General features: G+C 55.3%; 14 protein-coding genes and 1 pseudogene. 7 read left to right on the top strand and 8 right to left on the bottom strand.

Annotation, left to right across the window (positions count from 1 at the left end; translation table 11 throughout):
• Positions 1-83 precede the first annotated feature (83 nt).
• Complete coding sequence (locus tag HO274_RS00840; protein ID WP_031597207.1) at positions 84-752, bottom strand: S24 family peptidase; 669 nt, start codon at positions 750-752, stop codon at positions 84-86.
• A 107-nt stretch (positions 753-859) separates the two neighbouring features.
• On the opposite strand from HO274_RS00840, the gene HO274_RS13455 reads away from it, so the two are divergent.
• From HO274_RS13455 to HO274_RS00820, 5 genes and pseudogenes are all read left to right on the top strand, one after another.
• The gene (locus tag HO274_RS13455) at positions 860-1,126 is read left to right on the top strand and encodes a transcriptional regulator (protein WP_084189973.1); all 267 of its coding nucleotides are present in this window, start codon (positions 860-862) and stop codon (positions 1,124-1,126) included.
• Positions 1,127-1,148: 22 nt separating this feature from the next.
• Positions 1,149-1,331 (top strand): annotated as a pseudogene (locus HO274_RS13450) (helix-turn-helix domain-containing protein); the annotation flags it as partial.
• A gap of 276 nt (positions 1,332-1,607) precedes the next feature.
• On the top strand, positions 1,608-2,051 hold the full coding sequence (locus HO274_RS00830) for a hypothetical protein (protein ID WP_273120633.1): 444 nt from the start codon (positions 1,608-1,610) through the stop codon (positions 2,049-2,051).
• Positions 2,048-3,007 (top strand): ParB/RepB/Spo0J family partition protein, encoded by a 960-nt coding sequence (locus tag HO274_RS00825; RefSeq protein WP_273120631.1) that lies wholly within the window; start codon positions 2,048-2,050, stop codon positions 3,005-3,007. Before HO274_RS00830 ends, HO274_RS00825 begins: the two co-directional genes overlap by 4 nt.
• Positions 2,994-3,488 (top strand): RNA polymerase sigma factor, encoded by a 495-nt coding sequence (locus HO274_RS00820; RefSeq protein ID WP_273120630.1) that lies wholly within the window; start codon positions 2,994-2,996, stop codon positions 3,486-3,488. The genes HO274_RS00825 and HO274_RS00820 overlap by 14 nt, the downstream gene beginning before the upstream one ends.
• Before the next feature lie 170 nt (positions 3,489-3,658).
• On the opposite strand, the gene HO274_RS00815 is transcribed toward HO274_RS00820, so the two are convergent.
• From HO274_RS00815 to mads1, 7 genes are all read right to left on the bottom strand, one after another.
• Entirely contained in the window at positions 3,659-6,685 is a 3,027-nt protein-coding gene (locus HO274_RS00815; RefSeq protein ID WP_273120628.1) for a type III restriction-modification system endonuclease, read from the bottom strand.
• Complete coding sequence (locus HO274_RS00810; RefSeq protein WP_273120626.1) at positions 6,682-6,876, bottom strand: hypothetical protein; 195 nt, start codon at positions 6,874-6,876, stop codon at positions 6,682-6,684. Before HO274_RS00810 ends, HO274_RS00815 begins: the two co-directional genes overlap by 4 nt.
• A gap of 206 nt (positions 6,877-7,082) precedes the next feature.
• Positions 7,083-8,207: a Fic family protein gene (locus tag HO274_RS00805; protein WP_273120624.1), complete on the bottom strand. Its 1,125-nt coding sequence runs from the start codon at positions 8,205-8,207 to the stop codon at positions 7,083-7,085.
• Between the two features lies 1 nt (position 8,208).
• Positions 8,209-10,137, bottom strand: coding sequence for a site-specific DNA-methyltransferase (locus tag HO274_RS00800; RefSeq protein ID WP_273120623.1), 1,929 nt, complete (start codon positions 10,135-10,137; stop codon positions 8,209-8,211).
• A 24-nt stretch (positions 10,138-10,161) separates the two neighbouring features.
• Entirely contained in the window at positions 10,162-10,923 is a 762-nt protein-coding gene (locus tag HO274_RS00795) for a DUF4391 domain-containing protein (protein WP_273120621.1), read from the bottom strand.
• Positions 10,920-14,126 carry a helicase-related protein gene (locus HO274_RS00790; RefSeq protein WP_273120619.1) on the bottom strand — a complete coding sequence of 1,069 codons (3,207 nt, stop codon included), beginning with the start codon at positions 14,124-14,126 and terminating at the stop codon, positions 10,920-10,922. Before HO274_RS00790 ends, HO274_RS00795 begins: the two co-directional genes overlap by 4 nt.
• Positions 14,127-14,128: 2 nt before the next feature.
• Positions 14,129-14,359: a methylation-associated defense system helix-turn-helix domain-containing protein MAD1 gene (gene mads1 / locus HO274_RS00785; RefSeq protein ID WP_273120617.1), complete on the bottom strand. Its 231-nt coding sequence runs from the start codon at positions 14,357-14,359 to the stop codon at positions 14,129-14,131.
• A gap of 120 nt (positions 14,360-14,479) precedes the next feature.
• Here mads1 and HO274_RS00780 point away from each other — a divergent pair, with 120 nt between their 5' ends.
• Positions 14,480-15,745: a metallophosphoesterase family protein gene (locus HO274_RS00780; RefSeq protein ID WP_273120616.1), complete on the top strand. Its 1,266-nt coding sequence runs from the start codon at positions 14,480-14,482 to the stop codon at positions 15,743-15,745.
• Entirely contained in the window at positions 15,742-19,287 is a 3,546-nt protein-coding gene (locus HO274_RS00775) for a YhaN family protein (protein WP_273120613.1), read from the top strand. Before HO274_RS00780 ends, HO274_RS00775 begins: the two co-directional genes overlap by 4 nt.

The following is a 19,287-nucleotide window of genomic DNA, read 5'->3' as shown; positions in this document are numbered from 1 at the left end:
TAATACCCTGCGGGTAAACTATATGTCAATACCTTCGGGTAAACATTTCCGGGTAATGACCGGAATTCACGACAACCGGTTTTCTACTCCTGAAATTCGCCTCCGCGCGAAACGACTGCCACGATCTGGTGCATCTTCTCTATCTGATCAAGAGGCACACAAACATTTTTTTGGTTATTGTTTATTGAGCCTAGAGAGACCTCACTGTCACGAATGTAAAGAAATTCCTTGATCATTTTTCGGCAGTCTTTCAGGAAAACCAACACATCATCACCGGGGATTGGTTGATTTTCCGGGTGGATGACCAGGTACTCACCGCTCTTGATTCTTGGGGCTAAAAAATCCCCTCGAACTTTTAAGGTATAGCGTTGCTTTCCAGACGGCCAGACAAATCCTGGGGGTTCAGAATCTTCTATATACCCGGATTCGTCGCCATGAACTATACCTGCGAAACAAGCGCTCTTTACAGCCGGTTCATCAAAATTATGGATCTTGGGATAACTGGTAGCGGGTTCGGCTACGGAAAGTCGAGTAATGTCTAGCCATCCATGCGGAAGGTTGAAAGCTTGTTCAATTACATCGACCATCTCGTCAGCAATGCGTTTTTTTCCGGCTTTACCTTCGGGATAGATCATTCTGGAAACATAGGAGGGCTCTCGACCAAGTTTGCGCGCAAGCTCCACCGCTTTCCCGTTGCATCGGGTATCGCGGAGTTCTATCAGACGGAGTCTACGACTTTCATACTTATCCATTTGCTGATTTTCCACTTTATGTACCGGAAGGTAAATAACCCTAGGGTATTGATTTATAGTATACCCTAGGGTAAACTCTGGCTGTTTCTAATCACGGGAAGATTTTTATGAAACCCATCCTCCTCGCATATCTACGCACACTATCAGTATCTCAGAAAGACGAACTTGCACACGCTTGTAACACATCAATAGGTTATATCCGAAAAGCCTGTAGCAAGGGGCAACTGCTAAGTCCGGAACGATGCGTGTTAATTGAGCAAATAAGTCAAGGGGTTGTCACACGAAAGGATCTGCGTCCTGACGATTGGCATTTGATATGGCCCGAAAAAAAACAGGATTGGTCAATGCCCTTAACTCAAGGATCCACAAACTGAAAATTCCCTCAAGGGGGGTTGTATGAGCATTGCAATCATGACTGAGGTGTGGAAAACAACTTTACCTTTGGCAAGAAAGATGGTGCTTCTGGCTCTGGCGGATAACGCAAATGACCAGGGGGAGTGTTATCCGTCGATCAGCATGATTGGTTCAAAGTGCTCCCTGAAAGAACGGGCCGTTTACGACTGTTTGAAACAACTTGAGGTCGATGGTTTTTTAATGCGGCTATCGAGATCGGGGAGAAGTAGCGTCTATCGAATTACCGCTCCTCCCAACTGGCCAACCCCTGCATTTAATGCACCCCTGCACAATATGCATCCCTTTCCTGTGGATAAGTCACCCCCTACCCCTGCACAATATGCACCCCCACCCCTGCACAATACGCACCCACCCCTGCACAATATGCAGGGGACCCCTGCACAATATGCACCCATAACCATCACTGAACCATCACTTAACCAAAAGCGCAGCAAAGCACCTGTGGATAACTTTTCACCAGTCGCGGATACTGCCGACGAAAACCCCACCGCGCTTTTGTCTGTTGCCACAGAAAATCTTGTCTCAAACCTGGTGGCACTGGGCGTGAAAATCACCACCCACGATCCGCTTGCCAGGGACTGGATTGAACGAGGCGTGACGGCTCAGATTGCACGCTGGGCAGTGGCTATCGCCCGGCAACGCAAACCGAAAGGTTCAATTCCGCCGCGCTATTTGCACCCAATCATCGAAGAAATCATGACCAGCCCTGGCGTATCAGGCATCCAGCGAGGACCGCCGGGTTGGTGGAATAACGAGGCCGGGACCTTGGCCATGGGCCAGACCCTTGGGGTTATTCCGCTACGGGGGGAATCAATGCCGGAGTTTCGATCACGGATTCAGATCGAAATCGAAAAGCAGAAAAATCAAGCACAACGGAGGGCATGATGGAACTGATTGGCTTTGAAAACGAGCACATATCCGCTGACAGTGAACGCGAATTTCAAAAAACTCCCATTGATCGGATCCGGCCGGACAAATCACAACCTCGTCGTAATTTTGACGAGGAAGCACTGGAAGATCTGGCGAAATCAATGAACATGGTTGGCCAGTTACAGCCCATCGGGATACGCCGTTCAGGTTCGGACTGGATGATTGTCTATGGCGAACGCCGGTTGCGAGCAGCCCGTCAGTTGGGGTGGGCAACGATCAATGCAATTGTCTACGAGCTCCCGGCGCATAACATGGCCGTGGTGCTTCAGGCGTGTGAAAACCTGCACCGGGTTGATCTTGGGCTGAACGAGTACGTCGAAGTCGTCCTGCGTCTGAAAGAGGCTGGAATGGAACCGGGAAGTATCAGCCGGGCCTTGTCGAAGAACGAACGATGGGTAGGCAACCTGCTGTCGATTGCCCGGGACCCCTTGGCACGGGCGTTGATCGAGGGGGGGCGACTGAATAGCGCAGATGCCTGGGAACGCTTCAAGAACTTACAGCCAGAAGCGCGGAAAATCGTTCTGGATTCGACAGAACCGATCACCTGGCCTCGATGTGAATCTGCCAAACAGCAGGTACAAAAATTGGCAGGTAAACGCCAGTCAAGCATCCCTTTACCACCCGTGGACAAACAGGATTGTCAGACTTCGGTTGAATTCGTGGAGACAGCGGAAAAAGATTTTCCAGAGGTGAAAATGGTCATGGCTTCAGACGTGAAGAATCCCCAGGCACGGAGCGGGCGCGCTCCCGTGAACAGCGAAGAAACGGGTTTTCTCATCCAGTTGCCGATTCGGATTTGCGAGAAACTTATTCCAGGGTCTGGGAAGAAAGTGGCACAAGGATCATGGCTGAGTGATTTGCAGAAAAACTTTGTTCAGGTGATTGAGGAGTTGGTCGATGCTCACTGCTGATGAACTGTTTCAGGAATTGCGGGGTGAGGCCCATAAGTTTTCCAGGTGTTGCATCTTGCCAGTTGAGGATATCCGGCAGGAACTCTACCTCATGTGCATTGAGGTGACCAGCGGGAAAAGTTCATACAATCCGATCCTGGGAACTGTTCGGGAATACATCATGGGGAGGCTATGGGGTCTCGTGCGCCGCTGGCGTGAATCGGACCCGCTCCCGGATGAAGTGGAAGGAGATGCCATGGCCCCGAATTATCTTCGGGTTCAATCGGTGGAACAGCAACTGATTGATCGTCTGGATCGGGAGGAAAGGGAATATGCTCTCAATGGTCATGGCAAGAGCAAGCCCGACAAGCCCCAGACATCCCTCCATATCGTCTGCAATGTCCTCTCGCGACGGGATGCTGCAAAGCTCCTGGGCATTACGAGAGAAGCAGTTCGTCAGCGTGTCCACAGAGCATTGGAGAAAGAAGTGGGAACTCGGTAGGCATATATACCTACGCCTGATTTCGAGTAAGCCGCGCAATCAATGCGCCCATTTATAATCAACTAGTTATGCTTTGCATCAAGCGCATAAATCGCCTTAAATGCTCATGTTTGGTCAAAAATTCCCCCTTCGGGATTCCAATGGGCGGGTTACTGGCAGGTACTGCAAATTCATGTGGCTACACCCTGCGCTTTTGCCAACACATCATCGACCGAACGCGCCACCACATATCTTGCAGGATTCTCCATTGCGACCAATGCTTGGAAATGTGCCTTACCACATTCAATCTTGGCGCTTTCCTTATCGCGCAAGTCGTCGGTGAACAGGCTGCTCTTGGTTTCCACCACAAAGTACAGCCGCTGCGCGCCGTCCTGCTCCACTAATACAGCCCAGTCAGGGTTGTAGTTGCCCAGTGGCGTAGGAACCTTGAACCAACCCGGCAATTTTGCGTACAGCTTGATGGCGTCGTTCTTCTCTAGAGCATCGGCAAAATCGCACTCGGTGGTGGATTCATACACCACATGCTCGTAGATGGATTTTTCAGTGTCCATCAGCATGTTATTGAGGTAGCCAGTGAGTTCTTCCTGATCGAACAACTCCTGGGCATAGAAGTGATCGTCGCCGAGCTTCTGGTACTTGATGCCATCGACCAGCGCCAGCCGCTTGCAACGGTTGATCGTCTCCGCAGTGAGCTCAATGAACTGCTGCGGATTGCGCTTGAAGTCGTCCAGCCGTCCGCTGCCGGTCAGGATGCTGGTAATGGTGCGACGGGTGAGCTGGGTGCGATCCTGCAAGTCGGTGAGCAAGTCTGGTAGTTCGATGTCCGTCTCGTCCAGGACGACGGTTGCCGCACCGGCCTTTTCTGTCGCCTCGATGCCAGCCTTGCCGATGGCGATGTCGGCCTTGCGCCATTGCAGACAGGCCTTGGCGATGGATGGGGCTTTCCGCAAGGCTGCGAGGCAGTCCGCCACGAGCTTGGTGTTGTCGAATTGCACGCGGTACGTGGTCTGGTGCTTGATCCGGTCCCACAAGGCCTTGAACTCGGCGCTGAGATAGATCGCCTTGCGTACCAGCACCTGCTTACGCTCGTCAGCGTTCTTGATCTCCAAGCGACCAGACACCTTGCGCAGCATTTCGGCGATCTGGGGGCAAAGCGTCTCAAACTCCGCAGGTAGCACAAGCGTTCTGTCTTTCAAAGCGGTTTTAAGGGAATCCTGCACCTTACCCTTGGCGTCGATGTGGCCAGCGGCCTTGAGGTGTTCCCACAGTGCTTTCGACTGATCGACCCCCAGTGACATGGTCTGACCATCCGCGCTCGTTACTGCGATGGCGGCAAACTGGTGCTGCTCCACGATGCCGAATCGGATGCCGGTGTCGGCCTCGATCTCCTTCTGTAAATTCTCGGCGAATTGTTCGTAGTTCTCGGTGGCGACAACCGTGAGGGTGTTCACCTCAAAACCGCGCACCCGCTCGCCATGCTGATTGACGCATAGGCGCAGACCCCGGCCGATGGTCTGGCGACGCTCGCGTTCGGTGCCCATTTCGCGCAGGGCGCATATCTGGAAAACGTTGGGGTTGTCCCAGCCTTCCTTCAGCGCCGAGTGGGAGAAGATGAACTTGAGCGGCGTCTCGAAACCCAGCAACTTCTCCTTCTCTTTCATAATCAGGTTGTACGCCCGCTCGGCGTTCTCACGATTGCCTGCGTTGTTTTCGCTGGTATCCGTCCAGCCGCCTTTCTTGTCGATGGAGAAGTAGCCGTTGTGCACTTCCTCGGCGGCATGGTTCAAATCCACTTCGGCAAACAGGCTCTGATACGCCGGCAGTTTGGCCACACGCCGATATTCCTCTTCAAAGATGCGGGCGTAGTCGCCCTTCACGGGATTGCCCTCGGCATCGTACTGGCGGTATTTGTCCACCGCATCAATGAAGAACAGCGACAGTACCTTGATGCCCAGCGGGCGCAGGCGCTTTTCCTTGTCCAGGTGTTCCTTGATGGTACGACGGATCATTTCCCGCTGCACGGCCAAGGCGTCGATGTCGCCATGCGCCTGGCCCAAGGCCAAGTAGGCTTCGCCACCGGGATAACGCAGTTCCAAAAACTCCGCGCCTTTGGCGGTGTTGATCTCACCAACGCGAAAGTCGGCGTAGATCGCCCGTTTGGCCGACTGCTCCAGGTCGTCCCCGTCGCTCACGGTGACCTCCTGACGCTTCACCCCGCTTCTCGTAGCCACGTCAAGTTCGACTCGGGCAGCTATCGTGCCACGTTTGTTGCTCACTGCCACCAGTCGAACAAACGGCTTGTTGTGCGCATTCTCCACAGTGGCCGAAGCCACCTCGATCTGCTTCACCAACTTGCGCTCGTAGGCATCCACAGCATCCAAACGGAACACCATATGGTGCTTGTCTACGTGGGTGGCGGAATAGCGCAGCGTGCACAGCGGGTTCATCGCGTCGAGCGCTTCCTTGCCGCGTCCCTCAAGGCCGCCGTCCACACTTTGGGGCTCGTCAACAATGACGATGGGGCGGGTGGCCTTGATCAGATCGATGGGTTTCTCGCCGCCGGTCTTTTCGCTGTCCTTGTAGAGGTTGTTGACGTCCTTCTTGTTGATGGCGCCAACGGTCACCACCATAATCTGGATGTTCGAACTGGTGGCAAAATTGCGCACCTGCCCGAGTTTGTTGGAATCGTAGAGGAAGTAGTCAAAGGGCACGCCAGCGTAGAGCCCTTTGAAATGCTCCTCGGTGATTTGCAAGGTCTTATAGACGCCTTCCTTGATCGCCACCGACGGCACCACGATGACGAATTTGGTGAAGCCGTAGCGCTTGTTCAGCTCGAAGATGGAACGCAGGTAGACATAGGTCTTGCCGGTACCGGTCTCCATCTCCACGGTGAAATCGCCGGATGCCAGAGTGCTGGATGGCGGCAAACCGCCTCGTAACTGAATGTCGGTCAGATTCTTGTGCAGCTCATCGTCCAGCAGGGTGAGACGGTTGCCGACCCCCAAGTCCGACTCGGCGATACCGAGCGTCATTTGCTGTGGCACGGTACCAGGGAACATATCGTCCGCAATGGCGGCGGGTGCTTTCATCGTCACCGTGAACTCGGTGCGGCACACCTCCTGGCCACGAAACAGGTCGCACACTGCCTCAATGGCCTGAAGCTGGTAGTCGAGGTTGGCTTCAAAGTGTAGCTTCATTCCTGAGTCTCCAGACAACACGCCGCATCGATAGCGACCTCCTCACGCGCTATTTCGGCGCGGTGTTCGGCCCTGCTCAGGCTGCGATAGTGTAACCAGTTCAGATTTAAAGAAAGCCCTTTGAACTTTTCCGCCTCATCAAGCGAGGCTGAAAAATCACTCAGCACGACGGCTTGGTCGATGTTGTCCAATTCGTCACAAGCGTTGTGACGAATCTCTGAGACTGTGGACGGTCGGCGCAGTCTGGCTGCTCGATGGATCAACCCCCGCAAAGCATCTGACCTTTCATATCCTGACTTTGAAGAGCCTCCACGCGCGACAATGGAATTTGTAGAGCGCATAATTATATTAACGCTCCACAAGCAAGTTTGTGGCGCACCTGGGCTACACAACACGCTCATAATACATTCCTGCCTTCAGCAAGGTTGATCAAGCGCGGGAAGCACATCGTGGCCGCGCGTCTGCCGCTTCCGGGCTGAATTTCACGAAGTATTTCCGCGTCTTTCAGTTGCCGAAGCAGCCCAGAAGTGGTTTTTTCGTGAACACTGTATTCAGTGGTCAGTTTCTGCGCCAGATCGGATGTTTTGAATATGGGTTTGCTGAAAATAGCGTCCAGTAGATGGACAGTATATTGGGAGTGTGTGATTTCCTGGATAGCAAACTTCATCTCATCATACAAAGCCCTGATGTCACTCACTCGCTGGCTGTTTTGTGCTGCCTGCAAGGCAACTGCGCGAAGAAAAAACGCGATCCAGCCGTTCCAGTCGCCATCGCTGGAAATGGCTTTCAAGCGCAGGTAATATTCATCCCTGTGACCCTCAAGAAACTCACTCAGATAAAACATCGGCTGCGACAGCGCGCGTTTTTGATACAGAAATAACGGTATCAGGATGCGCCCGATACGGCCGTTACCATCCTTGAATGGGTGCAGCAGCTCAAATTGCGCATGCATTACTGCCGTCTGCAACAGAAAATCCGCATCGTCGCTATCCAGATAGCGTTCCCACGCCTGCAAGTGATCCAACAATTGCAGTGGGTTGGGTGGAACAAAACTCGCCTGTTCGAGGGTGCAGCCCGGCTTGCCGATCCAGTTCTGATCCACCCGAAACTCACCGGGTGTTTTGTCTTGACCACGCACACTGCTCATCAAAATCCGGTGCAATTCACGCACAAAACCAAGGCGAATGGGATAAGTTTCCAGATAGTCACGCGCCCGAAACAACGCTTGGCGATAGTTGGAAATCTCCTGAATGTCTTCGTACTTCTCACCTTCCTTGAGCAAACCAGCCTCTTGCTCCAGCACCTCATCTACGGTGGCTTGCGTGCCTTCAATTTTTGAAGAAAGCACCGCTTCCTGCGTGGTCAACGGCGACAGCATCACCGCCGGATTAGGGATACCTTGCAATAGACCATCGTAGCGCGCCAGCGCCGCATTGGCTTGTCCGACCAAGGGCAAAAGCAAGCGATAGTCCAGATAATTGAGTGGAAGTTCATCGGGTGTGTAGGATTGCATCGCATTCATCTCACAAACTCCGCACGTTCTGAATGCCGCGCTGCTCCAGAATGGCGGCAAGATTGGTCTTTGCAACGTCGTCCGCAAAGGCACTGTCGCGGAACACGCAGGTGGTGTCGCCGGCAGGGGCGAGTTCCTTATGCCAGGTAATGATGCCTTGCGCCAAGGCTTCCACATCGTCGCGACTGATAACGGTACAAAGGCAGGCCATCAACACACCACCACCGACCGCATGCACGTCCTTGGTCGCCACCATGCGCTGCTCGATAGGCACGCACAGATCGAGGCCGAGCTTGAGCAGCAGCTCGTAGAGGATGTCGGATTCGGTGCGTCCCTCGACCAGATGATCCTGGTGGGCAAACAGGGTCTCTTCCAAATTGGCGGGGTTCGGGTTCCAGGCACAGATGTTGGAGTGATCGAGCTTGAAGACGCGGAAGCCGGTGTCGCCAGAGAACATCGGATTGTCAACTTTGACCTTAGCAGCGGCACGGCGCAACCGCTCTTTGGTCAATTCAGCGATGGTGCGGGGTTTTCCAAGTTGGTCGCAGTAGTCGGCGGCGGTCTTTTGCTCGCCCTTACTAGTATCAAGGGGTTCTGGAAGTTGAACAAGTATATATCGCCGATGTCCTGAGTCTCTAGAGTTCTGAGCAATCACTGCATGGCCAGTACTTCCTGAACCAGCAAAAAAATCCAATACCACATCATCGTTGCAGGAGCCCAGTTTCAATATTTCTTGAAGCAACCCCACAGGCTTTGGACTTTCAAACACGGATGAATTTCCAAATAACTCCTGCATCTCAGATGAACCCTCTGTGTTAAACGGCACGAAGTCCCAGATCGTTGAATAGGTTACCCCTGCCTTAACATCACAGAGAAATCTTTTTAGTTTCGGGCGACCACGCCCATCTTCACCAAAATATATTTCGCCACGAGATAGCAGCTCGCCAATCTTTTCTTTTGAAAAACGCCAATTTCCCCTTTCAGTCTCAGAAGGCATATGTTGCTGACCTGTTTTTGGATTAATAATGGGGTAGTTCAAAGACTCTACATATCGGCCACCTTTGATATTGGCCATTAAGTCACCGGGAGCCCATTGACCTTTCGGGTGATTGTCGGGGTTTTGGTAGCGCTCAATCTGCACCTGAGAGCGCTCTTTAAGATTCAGGGTAACCGCGTTAGAGTTTTTGCAAAACAAAGCAATATAGTCGTGATTTGCCCCAATAATTTTATCGTTAGGTGGAGTGCTTCTTTTTTTCCACAAAATTTGTGCGACGAAGTTTTCTTCGCCAAAAATCTCACTAGCAATCCACCTCAAGTTTTCGATCTCTCCATCATCAAGACTAACGAAAATCACCCCATCCTCACGCAACAAATTCCTCGCCAGCTTCAACCTCGGATACATCATGTTCAGCCAGTCGGTATGAAACCGCCCACTGGCCTCGGTGTTGCTGCTGATCTTTTTCCCGCCCTCGACCTGCCCGGTCAGCTCCAGATAATTCTTGATATTGTCCTGGAAGTTATCCGGGTACACGAAGTCTTTGCCGGTGTTGTATGGCGGGTCGATGTAGATGAGCTTGACCTTGCCCGCGTAGCTTTTCTGCAGCAGCTTGAGCACTTCCAGGTTGTCGCCCTCGATCATCAGGTTCTGGGTGGTGCCCCAGTCCACACTGTCTTCCAGGCAGGGGCGGAGTGTGCCAGTCGATGGCGTAAGTGCCAGTTGCCGCGCGCGGCGTTTGCCATGCCAGTTCAGACCGTACTTTTCATCGCAATCGGTGACGCTCTGGTCACCGACAAGCTGTTTGAGCACATCCATATTGATAGCGACACCGTTGGCACTTTCCGTAAGCAACTCAGGAAACAGAGTCTTGAGCTGGGCAATGTTTTCCAATTTGATGTCGGCGGATTGCGCTTCGGTGCTGGTGGCTTCAATTTTTCTCATCGTCCAGGATTCCAATGTGTTTTTTCATAGCCGTTCCTTTGCGGCAGCCAGCTCTGACTGCACGCGCTTGAGTTCCAAGTTTAATTCTACCTGTCGTGCCAATTGTTTTTCTTTGGTTGCCGCCGCACGCAGGGCGGCAATTTGCTGCTCTAGTTCCCGGCAAGCCAGTAGGCTTTTGCGCCTTGCCACTAATTGTTCACCCGTCTTACCTTGCGCAAACACTCCGGTAATCTGGACTGCCTGAAATGCCACCAGTGTATCCAACCAGCCATGGTAAAGCACCTTCAAATTTGTGCGTGGCTGGCGTATGATGGACAAGGCTTGAAGGAAGGCTTGGAAAATATCTGGCGTGACTGATTGCCAATTCAGGGTGGCCGCAACGGGTTCACCATCCAAGACCACCTTGCCCGTTTCATTCTGCGCCCAGCGGATATGTACCATTGAAATGGTTAATGCATCATTCATCGTTAGTAGCAACACCAGCGGGTAAGGCACCGCCCGGTGTGTCAATTCGGCTATTCGGGCTATTTTGGCATTCTCCCGCAATATGATGTGTAACACGGCAATTTCTAGATATTCGCGAGTTTCATCCCGGAATTCCGCTACGCCAATGGTTGATGGTTTGAGCGTGGCTAACCACTGGATCTCCTCAATGCCTTCGTTGATGTCGCGCTTGTCGGCGGCAGTGGGTGCGCCATTTTCCACGAGCAATTTTTTGGGCACACGCTGATCGAGCCGACAACCGTCAGGCAAACCCAGCGCCAGGACAATGTCTTGCGCCGTCATGCACCGTCCTCACCCAGCACAACCAGAAAGGCCACTACCTCAAAGTCATTGCTGCCCGCAAATTCGCCCTTCATCGCGTGCGTTCCACCTGCCGAGAACAGGCTGGCAACCGCACGCTCTTCATTTTTGCCAACCACGGAAGCCACGGCGGCCGCGAGCAGCTTTTGCGCGTGACGCATGTCTTCACCCTGTTTGGTAACTTTGTCAAAGCGATTGGCTGCGGCGACATCGGGCAGGTCGCGCCCCAAGGCCAAGCGCTTGAGGTGGTCGAGAATGCGTTTGGCTTGGGTGTACGGCAGCAGCACAGCGCCATCATCTCTCATATGGACCAGATAGTGCGGTGACAGGGGGTAGCCCGGTTCGGCCGCTTTGAGGACGGCACCGCCTTCCGCCCGGAGGCAGAAGATAACGCCAGGCGGTATATCGGAATCGATGCTGGTTGTAACCGCATAGGCCCCCAAAGGCAAGCTCTCCAACTTGCCGGGATGCGCCTTGAGATATTGCGCAAGGTCTATGCGGAAATCAGTGAGTGTCAAGTCGGTGATGGATACGCCAGTGGACAGGTCTTCCAGGTCAATAACGGTATCTTGCAGTTTGAGTAATTGCTTTCGCCGATACTCCAGATCGTTCATCGGATTGCCGGATTGTTGCTCGATGAGGTTTTCTTCACCGGTGGCGGAAATATCCAGCAGCACCATCCGACCGCTCACCCGCTGCTCCAGGTTAATATACTCTTCCAACTCCATGTTCGGCCAGAAGTTGACGAGCTGGATGCTCTGGTTGGGTGAGCCGATGCGATCGATCCGGCCAAAACGCTGGATGATGCGCACCGGGTTCCAGTGAATGTCGTAGTTAATCAGCCAGTCGCAGTCCTGAAGGTTTTGCCCTTCGGAAATGCAGTCAGTGGCGATCAGCAAATCCAGCTCTCCTTCCACTGCAAGCTCGGCAGGTCGCTCCTTGGCGCGGGGCGCAAACGCAGACAGAACGCTGCTCATGTTCTTGGGCAGGCCAGAAAGCGTAGTCTGAATACCAGCGCTGCCTGTCACCAGCGCGGCATCAATACTCAGCGTGCTTTTGGCCCAGGGAGCCAGTTGCGCATAAAGATACTGCGCGGTGTCGGCAAAAGCGGTGAAAACGATGATTTTGCGGTTGCCTGAGTTGATGGGGTTGCGACATTTGTGCTCGATCATTTCGCGCAGTTTGGCGAGCTTGGCGTCGCGCGCGGCATTAACCTGCATGGCTGCTGCCAACAGCGTGGCCAAACGGTTACGATCTTCGATCAGGTCTTGCTTCCAGCGGATGAGATCGACATCACTGAGCAGCACCTTGACCTTGCGCCCGACCAGCAGGGTCTCGAAGGCCGGGTCGTCGATGTCGACGTCGGCGATGTCGATTTCCTCAATGCCCTCGGCATGTGCTTCGATATGCGCCAAAGTCGTTTCCACATCCCTCAATTGCCGCTGGATGGTCTGCGTGAAGGATGACACCGCACTTTCCATACGTTTGAGCACGTTCACCCGCAACAGATGAATCAGGCTTTCTTCGCGATCTGCCTGACGGAAGAAACTCTCGCCACCCCGAATCCTGGTGCTGTATTTGGCGTCATAAGCGGCTTGCTTATGTGGCAGGACGTAACGCAACGGGGCATAGCTGGCCAGATTGAGGCGTCGAATCTCCTGGTTAATATCCCGGATAGCGCGAAACTCGCCCGCCAGATCCACATCGGCCTTGATGTTGATCGGCGGCAAGCGATCAGGAAAGCGGCCTGTTTCACTGGTGCCGTAGTACTTTTCAATGTGCCTGCGCGAGCGGGCGATGGTGAGATGATCCAGCAGGGTAAAATAGTCAAAGCCCAGCATTTCGACCAGCTTGGTCGGCGTCTTGTCCAACTCACCCATTTCCAACCATCGATTGAACTGGGCTTGTGCCTTGCGAGTGGTTGCTTCGATGCTGGCAATGCCATGTTCCAGCAGTGCGGTATCAACCCCTTCTGTGACAAAGGCAATCTGGTTGCGTAGATCGGCCAGGCGGTTGTTGACCGGAGTGGCCGACAGCATCAGAACACGCGTTTTGACGCCCTCCTTGATGATTCTGCGCATCAGGCGGTCGTAGCGGGATTCTTTTCCCTTGTGCGTGGCTTTGTTGCGAAAGTTGTGCGACTCGTCGATCACCACCAGGTCGTAGTTACCCCAGTTCACATGGGACAAGTCGATGTCTCCAGATGTGCCGCCATCGCGCGAAAGGTCAGTATGATTCAGAACATCATAATTAAGGCGATCCGCTGCCAGCACATTCCGCTTGTCGTTGGTCTTGTAGAGCGTCCAGTTATCGCGCAGGCGCTTGGGCGCCAGCACCAGCACACGATCGTTGCGCAGCTCGTGGTACTTGATGATAGCCAGCGCTTCGAATGTCTTGCCCAAGCCGACGCTATCAGCGATGATGCAGCCACCAAAACGATTCAACTTGTCGATAGCGCCTACCACGCCATCGCGTTGAAACTTGAAGAGCTTCTTCCACACCACTGTGTTGCGGATACCCGTGGCGGATTTAACGATACGCTCCTCGTCCATCTCGTTGCCGCTGTCACGAAACAGGTGATGCAGGATGAGCGTGTAGAGGGTGAACGGGTCGCGGTATTCACCCATCGCTTGCAAGGCTTGAATCAGCGCTGTGCGTGCTGAGTGGTTCTGGCCGGGCTGGGCGCGCAAGGCCGTCCATTGTTGATCAAACCAACGGGCAAGTTGGCTTGCCTCATCGACTGACTCAGATGCCTGGATCAGATTCAGCGGGTTACCTGGGGTCAATCCCAAACCGTCGGTGCTAAAAGCGAAAGAACCCAGCACGACCTGCTCAGGAATAGCCAGCCCATCGCGCACCACCGCTGCGCCTTGAGGTACCGGCCCAAGCGCACGGCGCAGCTCCACTTTGTCGTTCACCCACTTGGCACATTGAATTGCCAACCAGCGCGCCTGCAGGCGATTGCGAGCGGCGCGATCACCATCACCACCAAGAAATTCGAGCGCCCCATCGTCAGAGGGCAATATCAGTTGCACTTTTTCTAGTCCAGAAAGCGCACCGCGTAACTCGGCAAAGGCAAACAGAGAAAACGCTGGAGTAACACAGCCAAACTGACTGCCGCGCCTGAGGTACGGGCGAATCAGATCAATGACTCGGTCGGTGCCAGTGTTGTGGATCAGCTTCATGGTCAGCGCCCACCTTTCGCTGAACCAGTGCTGTCATTCTCCTGATCTACAGATGACTGCTGTGCAATCCAACGGTCGATGTCCGCGCGCGAAAACCGCCACGTCCCGCCCACCTTGAAGGCAGGGATTTTCTTGACAGCAGTCAACCGGTAGATCGTCCGTTCGGTGACCTTCAGGTATTCAGCGACCTGCTTAATGGTGAGGATTTCGCTCTCGTGGGAACTTTTCGGCATAGGTTCTACCAAGTATCGTCAAATTACAACAAGATAGTGCAAAATTTTCAAGATGACAATACAATTGTCGGATGCATTGGATATGCCCTTAATTTTGCCGGGTTGATTGATACCTAAAAGATGCGATTTTTACACGCCGCCGACCTTCATATTGACAGCCCCTTGCGCGGCCTCGACCGGTATGAGGGCGCGCCAGTCGATGATGTTCGCGGGGCCACCCGTCGGACCTTCGAAAACTTGATCGCCACTGCCTTGCGCGAGCGTGTCGACCTCGTCGTAATTGGCGGTGACCTTTACGACGGCGACTGGCCAGACCACAATACGGGACTCTTCTTCGTCAAGGGGGTAACGCAACTTGCCGAGGAAGGTATCCCGGTCGCAATTGTGCGCGGTAATCACGACGCGGCAAGCAAGCTCACTAAGTCCCTGCGCCTCCCGCGCAACGTGCATCTGCTTGCAGATGCAAAGCCCGAGACCGTCGTTCTCGACCAGATCGGCGTCGCCGTACACGGGCAGAGTTTTGTCACGCCTGCGGTGCTGGATGATCTTGCTTCTGCCTATCCGCACCCCATTCCGGACTGTTTCAACATCGGTCTGCTCCATACGTCCCTGAACGGTCGCCCCGGACATGACAATTATGCGCCCACGACCCTGTCCGTCCTCCAAGGCAAGGGTTACGACTATTGGGCGCTGGGACACGTCCATGCGGCGGAAATAGTTTCGCGCGAGCCGTGGGTAGTTTATCCAGGCAATACGCAAGGAAGACACATCCGCGAATCCGGCGCTAAAGGCTGCTCTCTGTTATCGGTCGAGAATGGCACGGTGCTGGAGCATAAAGCCATTGCATTGGATGTCATGCGCTGGGAAACTCTGTCGCTCGACATCGCCGCACTGCCCGACCTTGATGCCCTCCTGGATGCTGCCACAGCGGGAATTCGCGGTCGGCTCGCCCAAGCAGAAGGCCGAATACTAGCAATCAGGGTCCGGATTGCCGGAAGCGGGCCGTTGCACCGCATGCTCGCAATCCAACCGGAGACGGTGGAGCACCAATTGCGCAGCGCGGCCATTGAGGCATCGAATGCGCAAGTCTGGATTGAGAAAGTCGAACTGACGACCCGCCCCCAGTTGGATCTCGACCGCATCGCCGAGCGTGATGATCCGCTGGGCCTGCTGGTTCGCGAACTGCGTGGCTTGGTGGCCGATGATGCGGCACGGAGCGTAGTGGCTGAGGAGGCAATCCGGGACCTGCAACAAAAGCTTCCAGTGGAACTCAGGGAAGGGCCACATGCCCTGCTTCTGGACGCCCCCGACGTGCTCGCCGAGTTCCTGAGAGAGGTGGAGGGGGAACTGATTGCGCGTCTGTCCGGTGAAGGGACGACCTCGTGAAAATCGCGCGTCTCTACCTCAAGGCCTATGGCGCATTTTCAGAGCGACACCTCGACTTCAGTGACGGCCCGAATTTCCACGTGATCTACGGTCCAAACGAAGCTGGTAAGTCCACCACCTTGCGGGCGCTGACTGGCTTGTTATTCGGTATCGACGACCGCACCGCAGACAATTTCCTGCATCCTCACCCCCAATTGCGGGTTGGCGCGACCTTGGTCACCGACCAAGGGTCGCGACTGTCCGTCATGCGTCGCAAGGCCCGCAAGCAGACGCTGTTTGCGCTGGATGAAGAAACCGGCGTGGAGCTGACCGATCAACCGCTGCCGGAAGACGCGCTTTCTCGGCTGCTCGGAGGTTTGGATGAAGGACTCTACCGTTCCCTGTTCGGCTTGGATATGGAAGGCTTGACCCGGGGCAGCGAAGCCCTGCTGGCGGGTAAAGGGGAAATCGGCCAAAGCCTGTTCGAGGCCGCTGCCGGCATGGCCAGCTTGCAGCAACTGCTGGGCCACCTGGATAGTGAAGCTTCGGCCCTTTTTCGGCCTCGCGCCAGTACCAGCGTGATCCATGTCGCCATCAAGGAGCTTGAAGAAAAGCGCAAACTGGCACGGGAGACGAAGGTCAGCACCCATGCGTGGGAACAGGCCGACCGGGCCAGGCGTCAGGCCGAGGCAAAATACGCTGCGCTGCGCGACGGATTGACGGCATTAAGAAATGAACAGCGGCTATTGTCTCGAATCGCCGCCAACCTACCCTTGGCCGCAGAGAGAGCGGCAAAGCTAACGGAGTTGGGTGCGCTCGAACACATCCCTCTGCTTCCGCAGGAGGCTGCACAGCATCGAATTGAGGCGGAAGAACGACTGCGCACCGCCGTTGACGCGCAACGCGAGGCGGCGACAGAATTGGAACGGCTGCATCAGAAGCGATCATCGCTAGTGGTGCGCGAAGCGCTGATCGCCAATGTGATCACGATCGAGCGGCTGCACCACGCCACCAAGGACTGGCGCGGGGCGATAGAACGTTTGCCACGCATCGAGAAAGACGTCGATGCCGCAAGAAGAAGCATCGCTATCCATTTGACCGCGATTGCGCCAGAACTGGCGCAGGGCATGACAGCCGAACAGGCTCGCACGTTAATTCCGCTGTCTACGCTGACCGCCCGCGTACGGGCGCTCGGGGAGCAGTACGCTACCCTGCTCGCCAAGAATGAACAGCTGGAGGAGCGCGCCCTCAAGGTTGCAGATACTCTCGACAAGTTGCGCGGCGATTTATCTACCCATCCAGAGCCTGCGCCCCTCGATGTCCTGGAAGCCGCTCGTGAAGAGGCTGCCGCCCAGGGTGACCTGGCAGGACAGCAATTCAAACTGGATCGCGAAATTGCCGCTATCGAGGCGACCGTCATGCGCGACGCATCCATCCTCTGGAACGGTACTCTCGACGAATTCGCGGCCCTCCGCGTACCGCTGGCGACCACCCTCCACGAATTCGAGGCAGACTATCGGCACATGGACGAGGCGCTGCGTACACTCCAGACCAAGGATGATGAGCTGGAGCGCGATATCGACGACCGGGATCGCGAGTTGCGCGGCCTGGCAGCCGCCGGTGAGATCGCCACCCATGTGCAAGTGCAAGCCGCCCGGGTACATCGCGACGAGGGCTGGAGGCTGGTTCGCCAAGAATACATCGAGCGAGCGGAAGAGCCTGGCCGACTGTCCGCCGCCTTTGCTTCTGGACTATCCTTACCTGCTGCCTACGAAGGTACTGTGCGCGAAGCCGACCATCTGGCCGACATCCTGCACGCTGACGCTGGACGCGCGGCCAATTACGAAACCACCCGCCAGCGTATCGCTGACATGCAGAAGACGCGCACCACGCTGTCCGCTCGGCGCGATGCACTAAGCGCGAAACTTGCCCAACTCAACATCTGTTGGGGTGCTATCACTCAGTCTTTGGGCCAGTTGGATCTGACGCCGGCCGCAGCGATTGAATGGTGTCAAAAGCACGCCAACTGGGTCGAGCGCTATACGCGACTGGGAATGCAGCGCCAGACGCGACAGGAGGTCGCCGACTTGCTGGCGACAACGCGGGCCAGCCTAAGTGAGGCACTGACGGCTTGCGGGCTCCCCGGCTTGGCCGATGGTGAATTGCTGACTGCTGCGCTCGCCCGTGCCAAGGCGGCGGTCGACGCTGCGCGGCAGGCAGCCACTGAACGTGCCGCCCTGATTGGGCAAATCACCCAGCAAGGGATTGATCTGGCTGACACCAATTCTCAGCAAGCACGGTCGACCGACAAGATGAATCTCTGGCAGAGACGGTGGGATGAAACGGTGACCACATTGTGCCTACCTACCGGGTCATTGCCGGCGGAGGCGCACGCCCGTATCGATGAGTTCGGTGCACTCGCCAGCGCGCTGGACGCACTCGATGAGCTTACCCGTGAAGCCGAGTTGGAACGGGGCAAGCGTTCCAGCTTTGAGGAAGCATTGTCCGCACTTGCAGGCAAGGTTGGCGAATCGGTTTCCGACAAGGACGCGGATCATCTGGTGTCCATGCTCTATGATGAACTGGCCATCGCCCGGGAAGCGGACCGCCTGCGCAAACAGACTGATGTGGATATCGAACGCGAGACGACCCGGATTCGGCAGGCCCAACTCGCAGCCTCATCGCAACGCGAGCGCTTGGCGGATCTAGTTCGCCGCGCCGGGGTCCAGTCGCAAGACGAATTGCCGCTGGTCGAGGCGAACTCTGCACGCAAGCAGCTGCTTTCTGGCCGGATTGACGAGATTGGTGACCAATTGGTACGCAGCGCTGCCAAGCCGCTCGCGGAAGTTCTGACTGAAGTCGAAGGACATGACATCTCAGCCACGGCGGCACGGCTGACCGAGATTGAAGCAACCGCCAGAGATCATGAAGCGCAAGCAGAAACCGCCCATGCCCATTTACTCGAAGCGAACCGTGAGTTCGACACAATCGACGGTAGCGATGCGGCGGCACAGGCACAGCAGGAGGCGGAAGAACTAATCGCTCGCATCGCCCGACATGCGCGCACTTATGCCCGCACCCGACTCGCCGAGGTTATCGTGTCACGCGTCGTACAAGCCTACCGCGAGCGACACCAAGGGCCTGTACTCCAGCGCGCCGGGGAAATTTTCGCGAGAATCACACTGGGAAGCTTCAGTGGCTTGGTCACGGACTACGAGGACGACAAGCAGGTTCTGCTTGGACAACGGCCCGACGCTACCCGCGTCGGCGTCGCCGGCATGAGCCAAGGGGCGCGGGATCAGCTTTTCTTGTCGCTACGCATTGCTGCAATCGAAGAGCATCTGAAGCAGCGGGAAGCCATTCCGCTGGTCATCGACGACCTGCTTGTTCAGTTCGACGATGCTCGTGCATCAGCCACATTGTCGGTGCTGGCTGATCTGGCCCAACAGACCCAGGTACTGTTCTTTACGCACCATGGGCATCTTTGCGAGCTTGCTACGTCCGTGCTCCAGGCCGGCACTTGGCAGCGGCACGATCTGGGCGCAGCCAGCATGGGAAGCTAA

Source organism: Ferrovum myxofaciens (assembly GCF_013181415.1).
Classification (GTDB): domain Bacteria; phylum Pseudomonadota; class Gammaproteobacteria; order Burkholderiales; family Ferrovaceae; genus Ferrovum; species Ferrovum myxofaciens.
Note: the sequence above shows the minus strand (reverse complement) of the source record. Positions and strands in the feature narration are given on the sequence as shown.

Excerpts from the sequence above, each read along its gene's own strand:
- HO274_RS00840 (WP_031597207.1), bottom strand. The coding sequence starts at position 752 with ATGGATAAGTATGAAAGTCGTAGACTCCGTCTGATAGAACTCCGCGAT.
- HO274_RS13455 (WP_084189973.1), top strand. The coding sequence starts at position 860 with ATGAAACCCATCCTCCTCGCATATCTACGCACACTATCAGTATCTCAG.
- HO274_RS00825 (WP_273120631.1), top strand. The coding sequence starts at position 2,048 with ATGATGGAACTGATTGGCTTTGAAAACGAGCACATATCCGCTGACAGT.
- HO274_RS00820 (WP_273120630.1), top strand. The coding sequence starts at position 2,994 with ATGCTCACTGCTGATGAACTGTTTCAGGAATTGCGGGGTGAGGCCCAT.
- HO274_RS00815 (WP_273120628.1), bottom strand. The coding sequence starts at position 6,685 with ATGAAGCTACACTTTGAAGCCAACCTCGACTACCAGCTTCAGGCCATT.
- HO274_RS00805 (WP_273120624.1), bottom strand. The coding sequence starts at position 8,207 with ATGAATGCGATGCAATCCTACACACCCGATGAACTTCCACTCAATTAT.
- HO274_RS00800 (WP_273120623.1), bottom strand. The coding sequence starts at position 10,137 with ATGAGAAAAATTGAAGCCACCAGCACCGAAGCGCAATCCGCCGACATC.
- HO274_RS00795 (WP_273120621.1), bottom strand. The coding sequence starts at position 10,923 with ATGACGGCGCAAGACATTGTCCTGGCGCTGGGTTTGCCTGACGGTTGT.
- HO274_RS00790 (WP_273120619.1), bottom strand. The coding sequence starts at position 14,126 with ATGAAGCTGATCCACAACACTGGCACCGACCGAGTCATTGATCTGATT.
- mads1 (WP_273120617.1), bottom strand. The coding sequence starts at position 14,359 with ATGCCGAAAAGTTCCCACGAGAGCGAAATCCTCACCATTAAGCAGGTC.
- HO274_RS00780 (WP_273120616.1), top strand. The coding sequence starts at position 14,480 with ATGCGATTTTTACACGCCGCCGACCTTCATATTGACAGCCCCTTGCGC.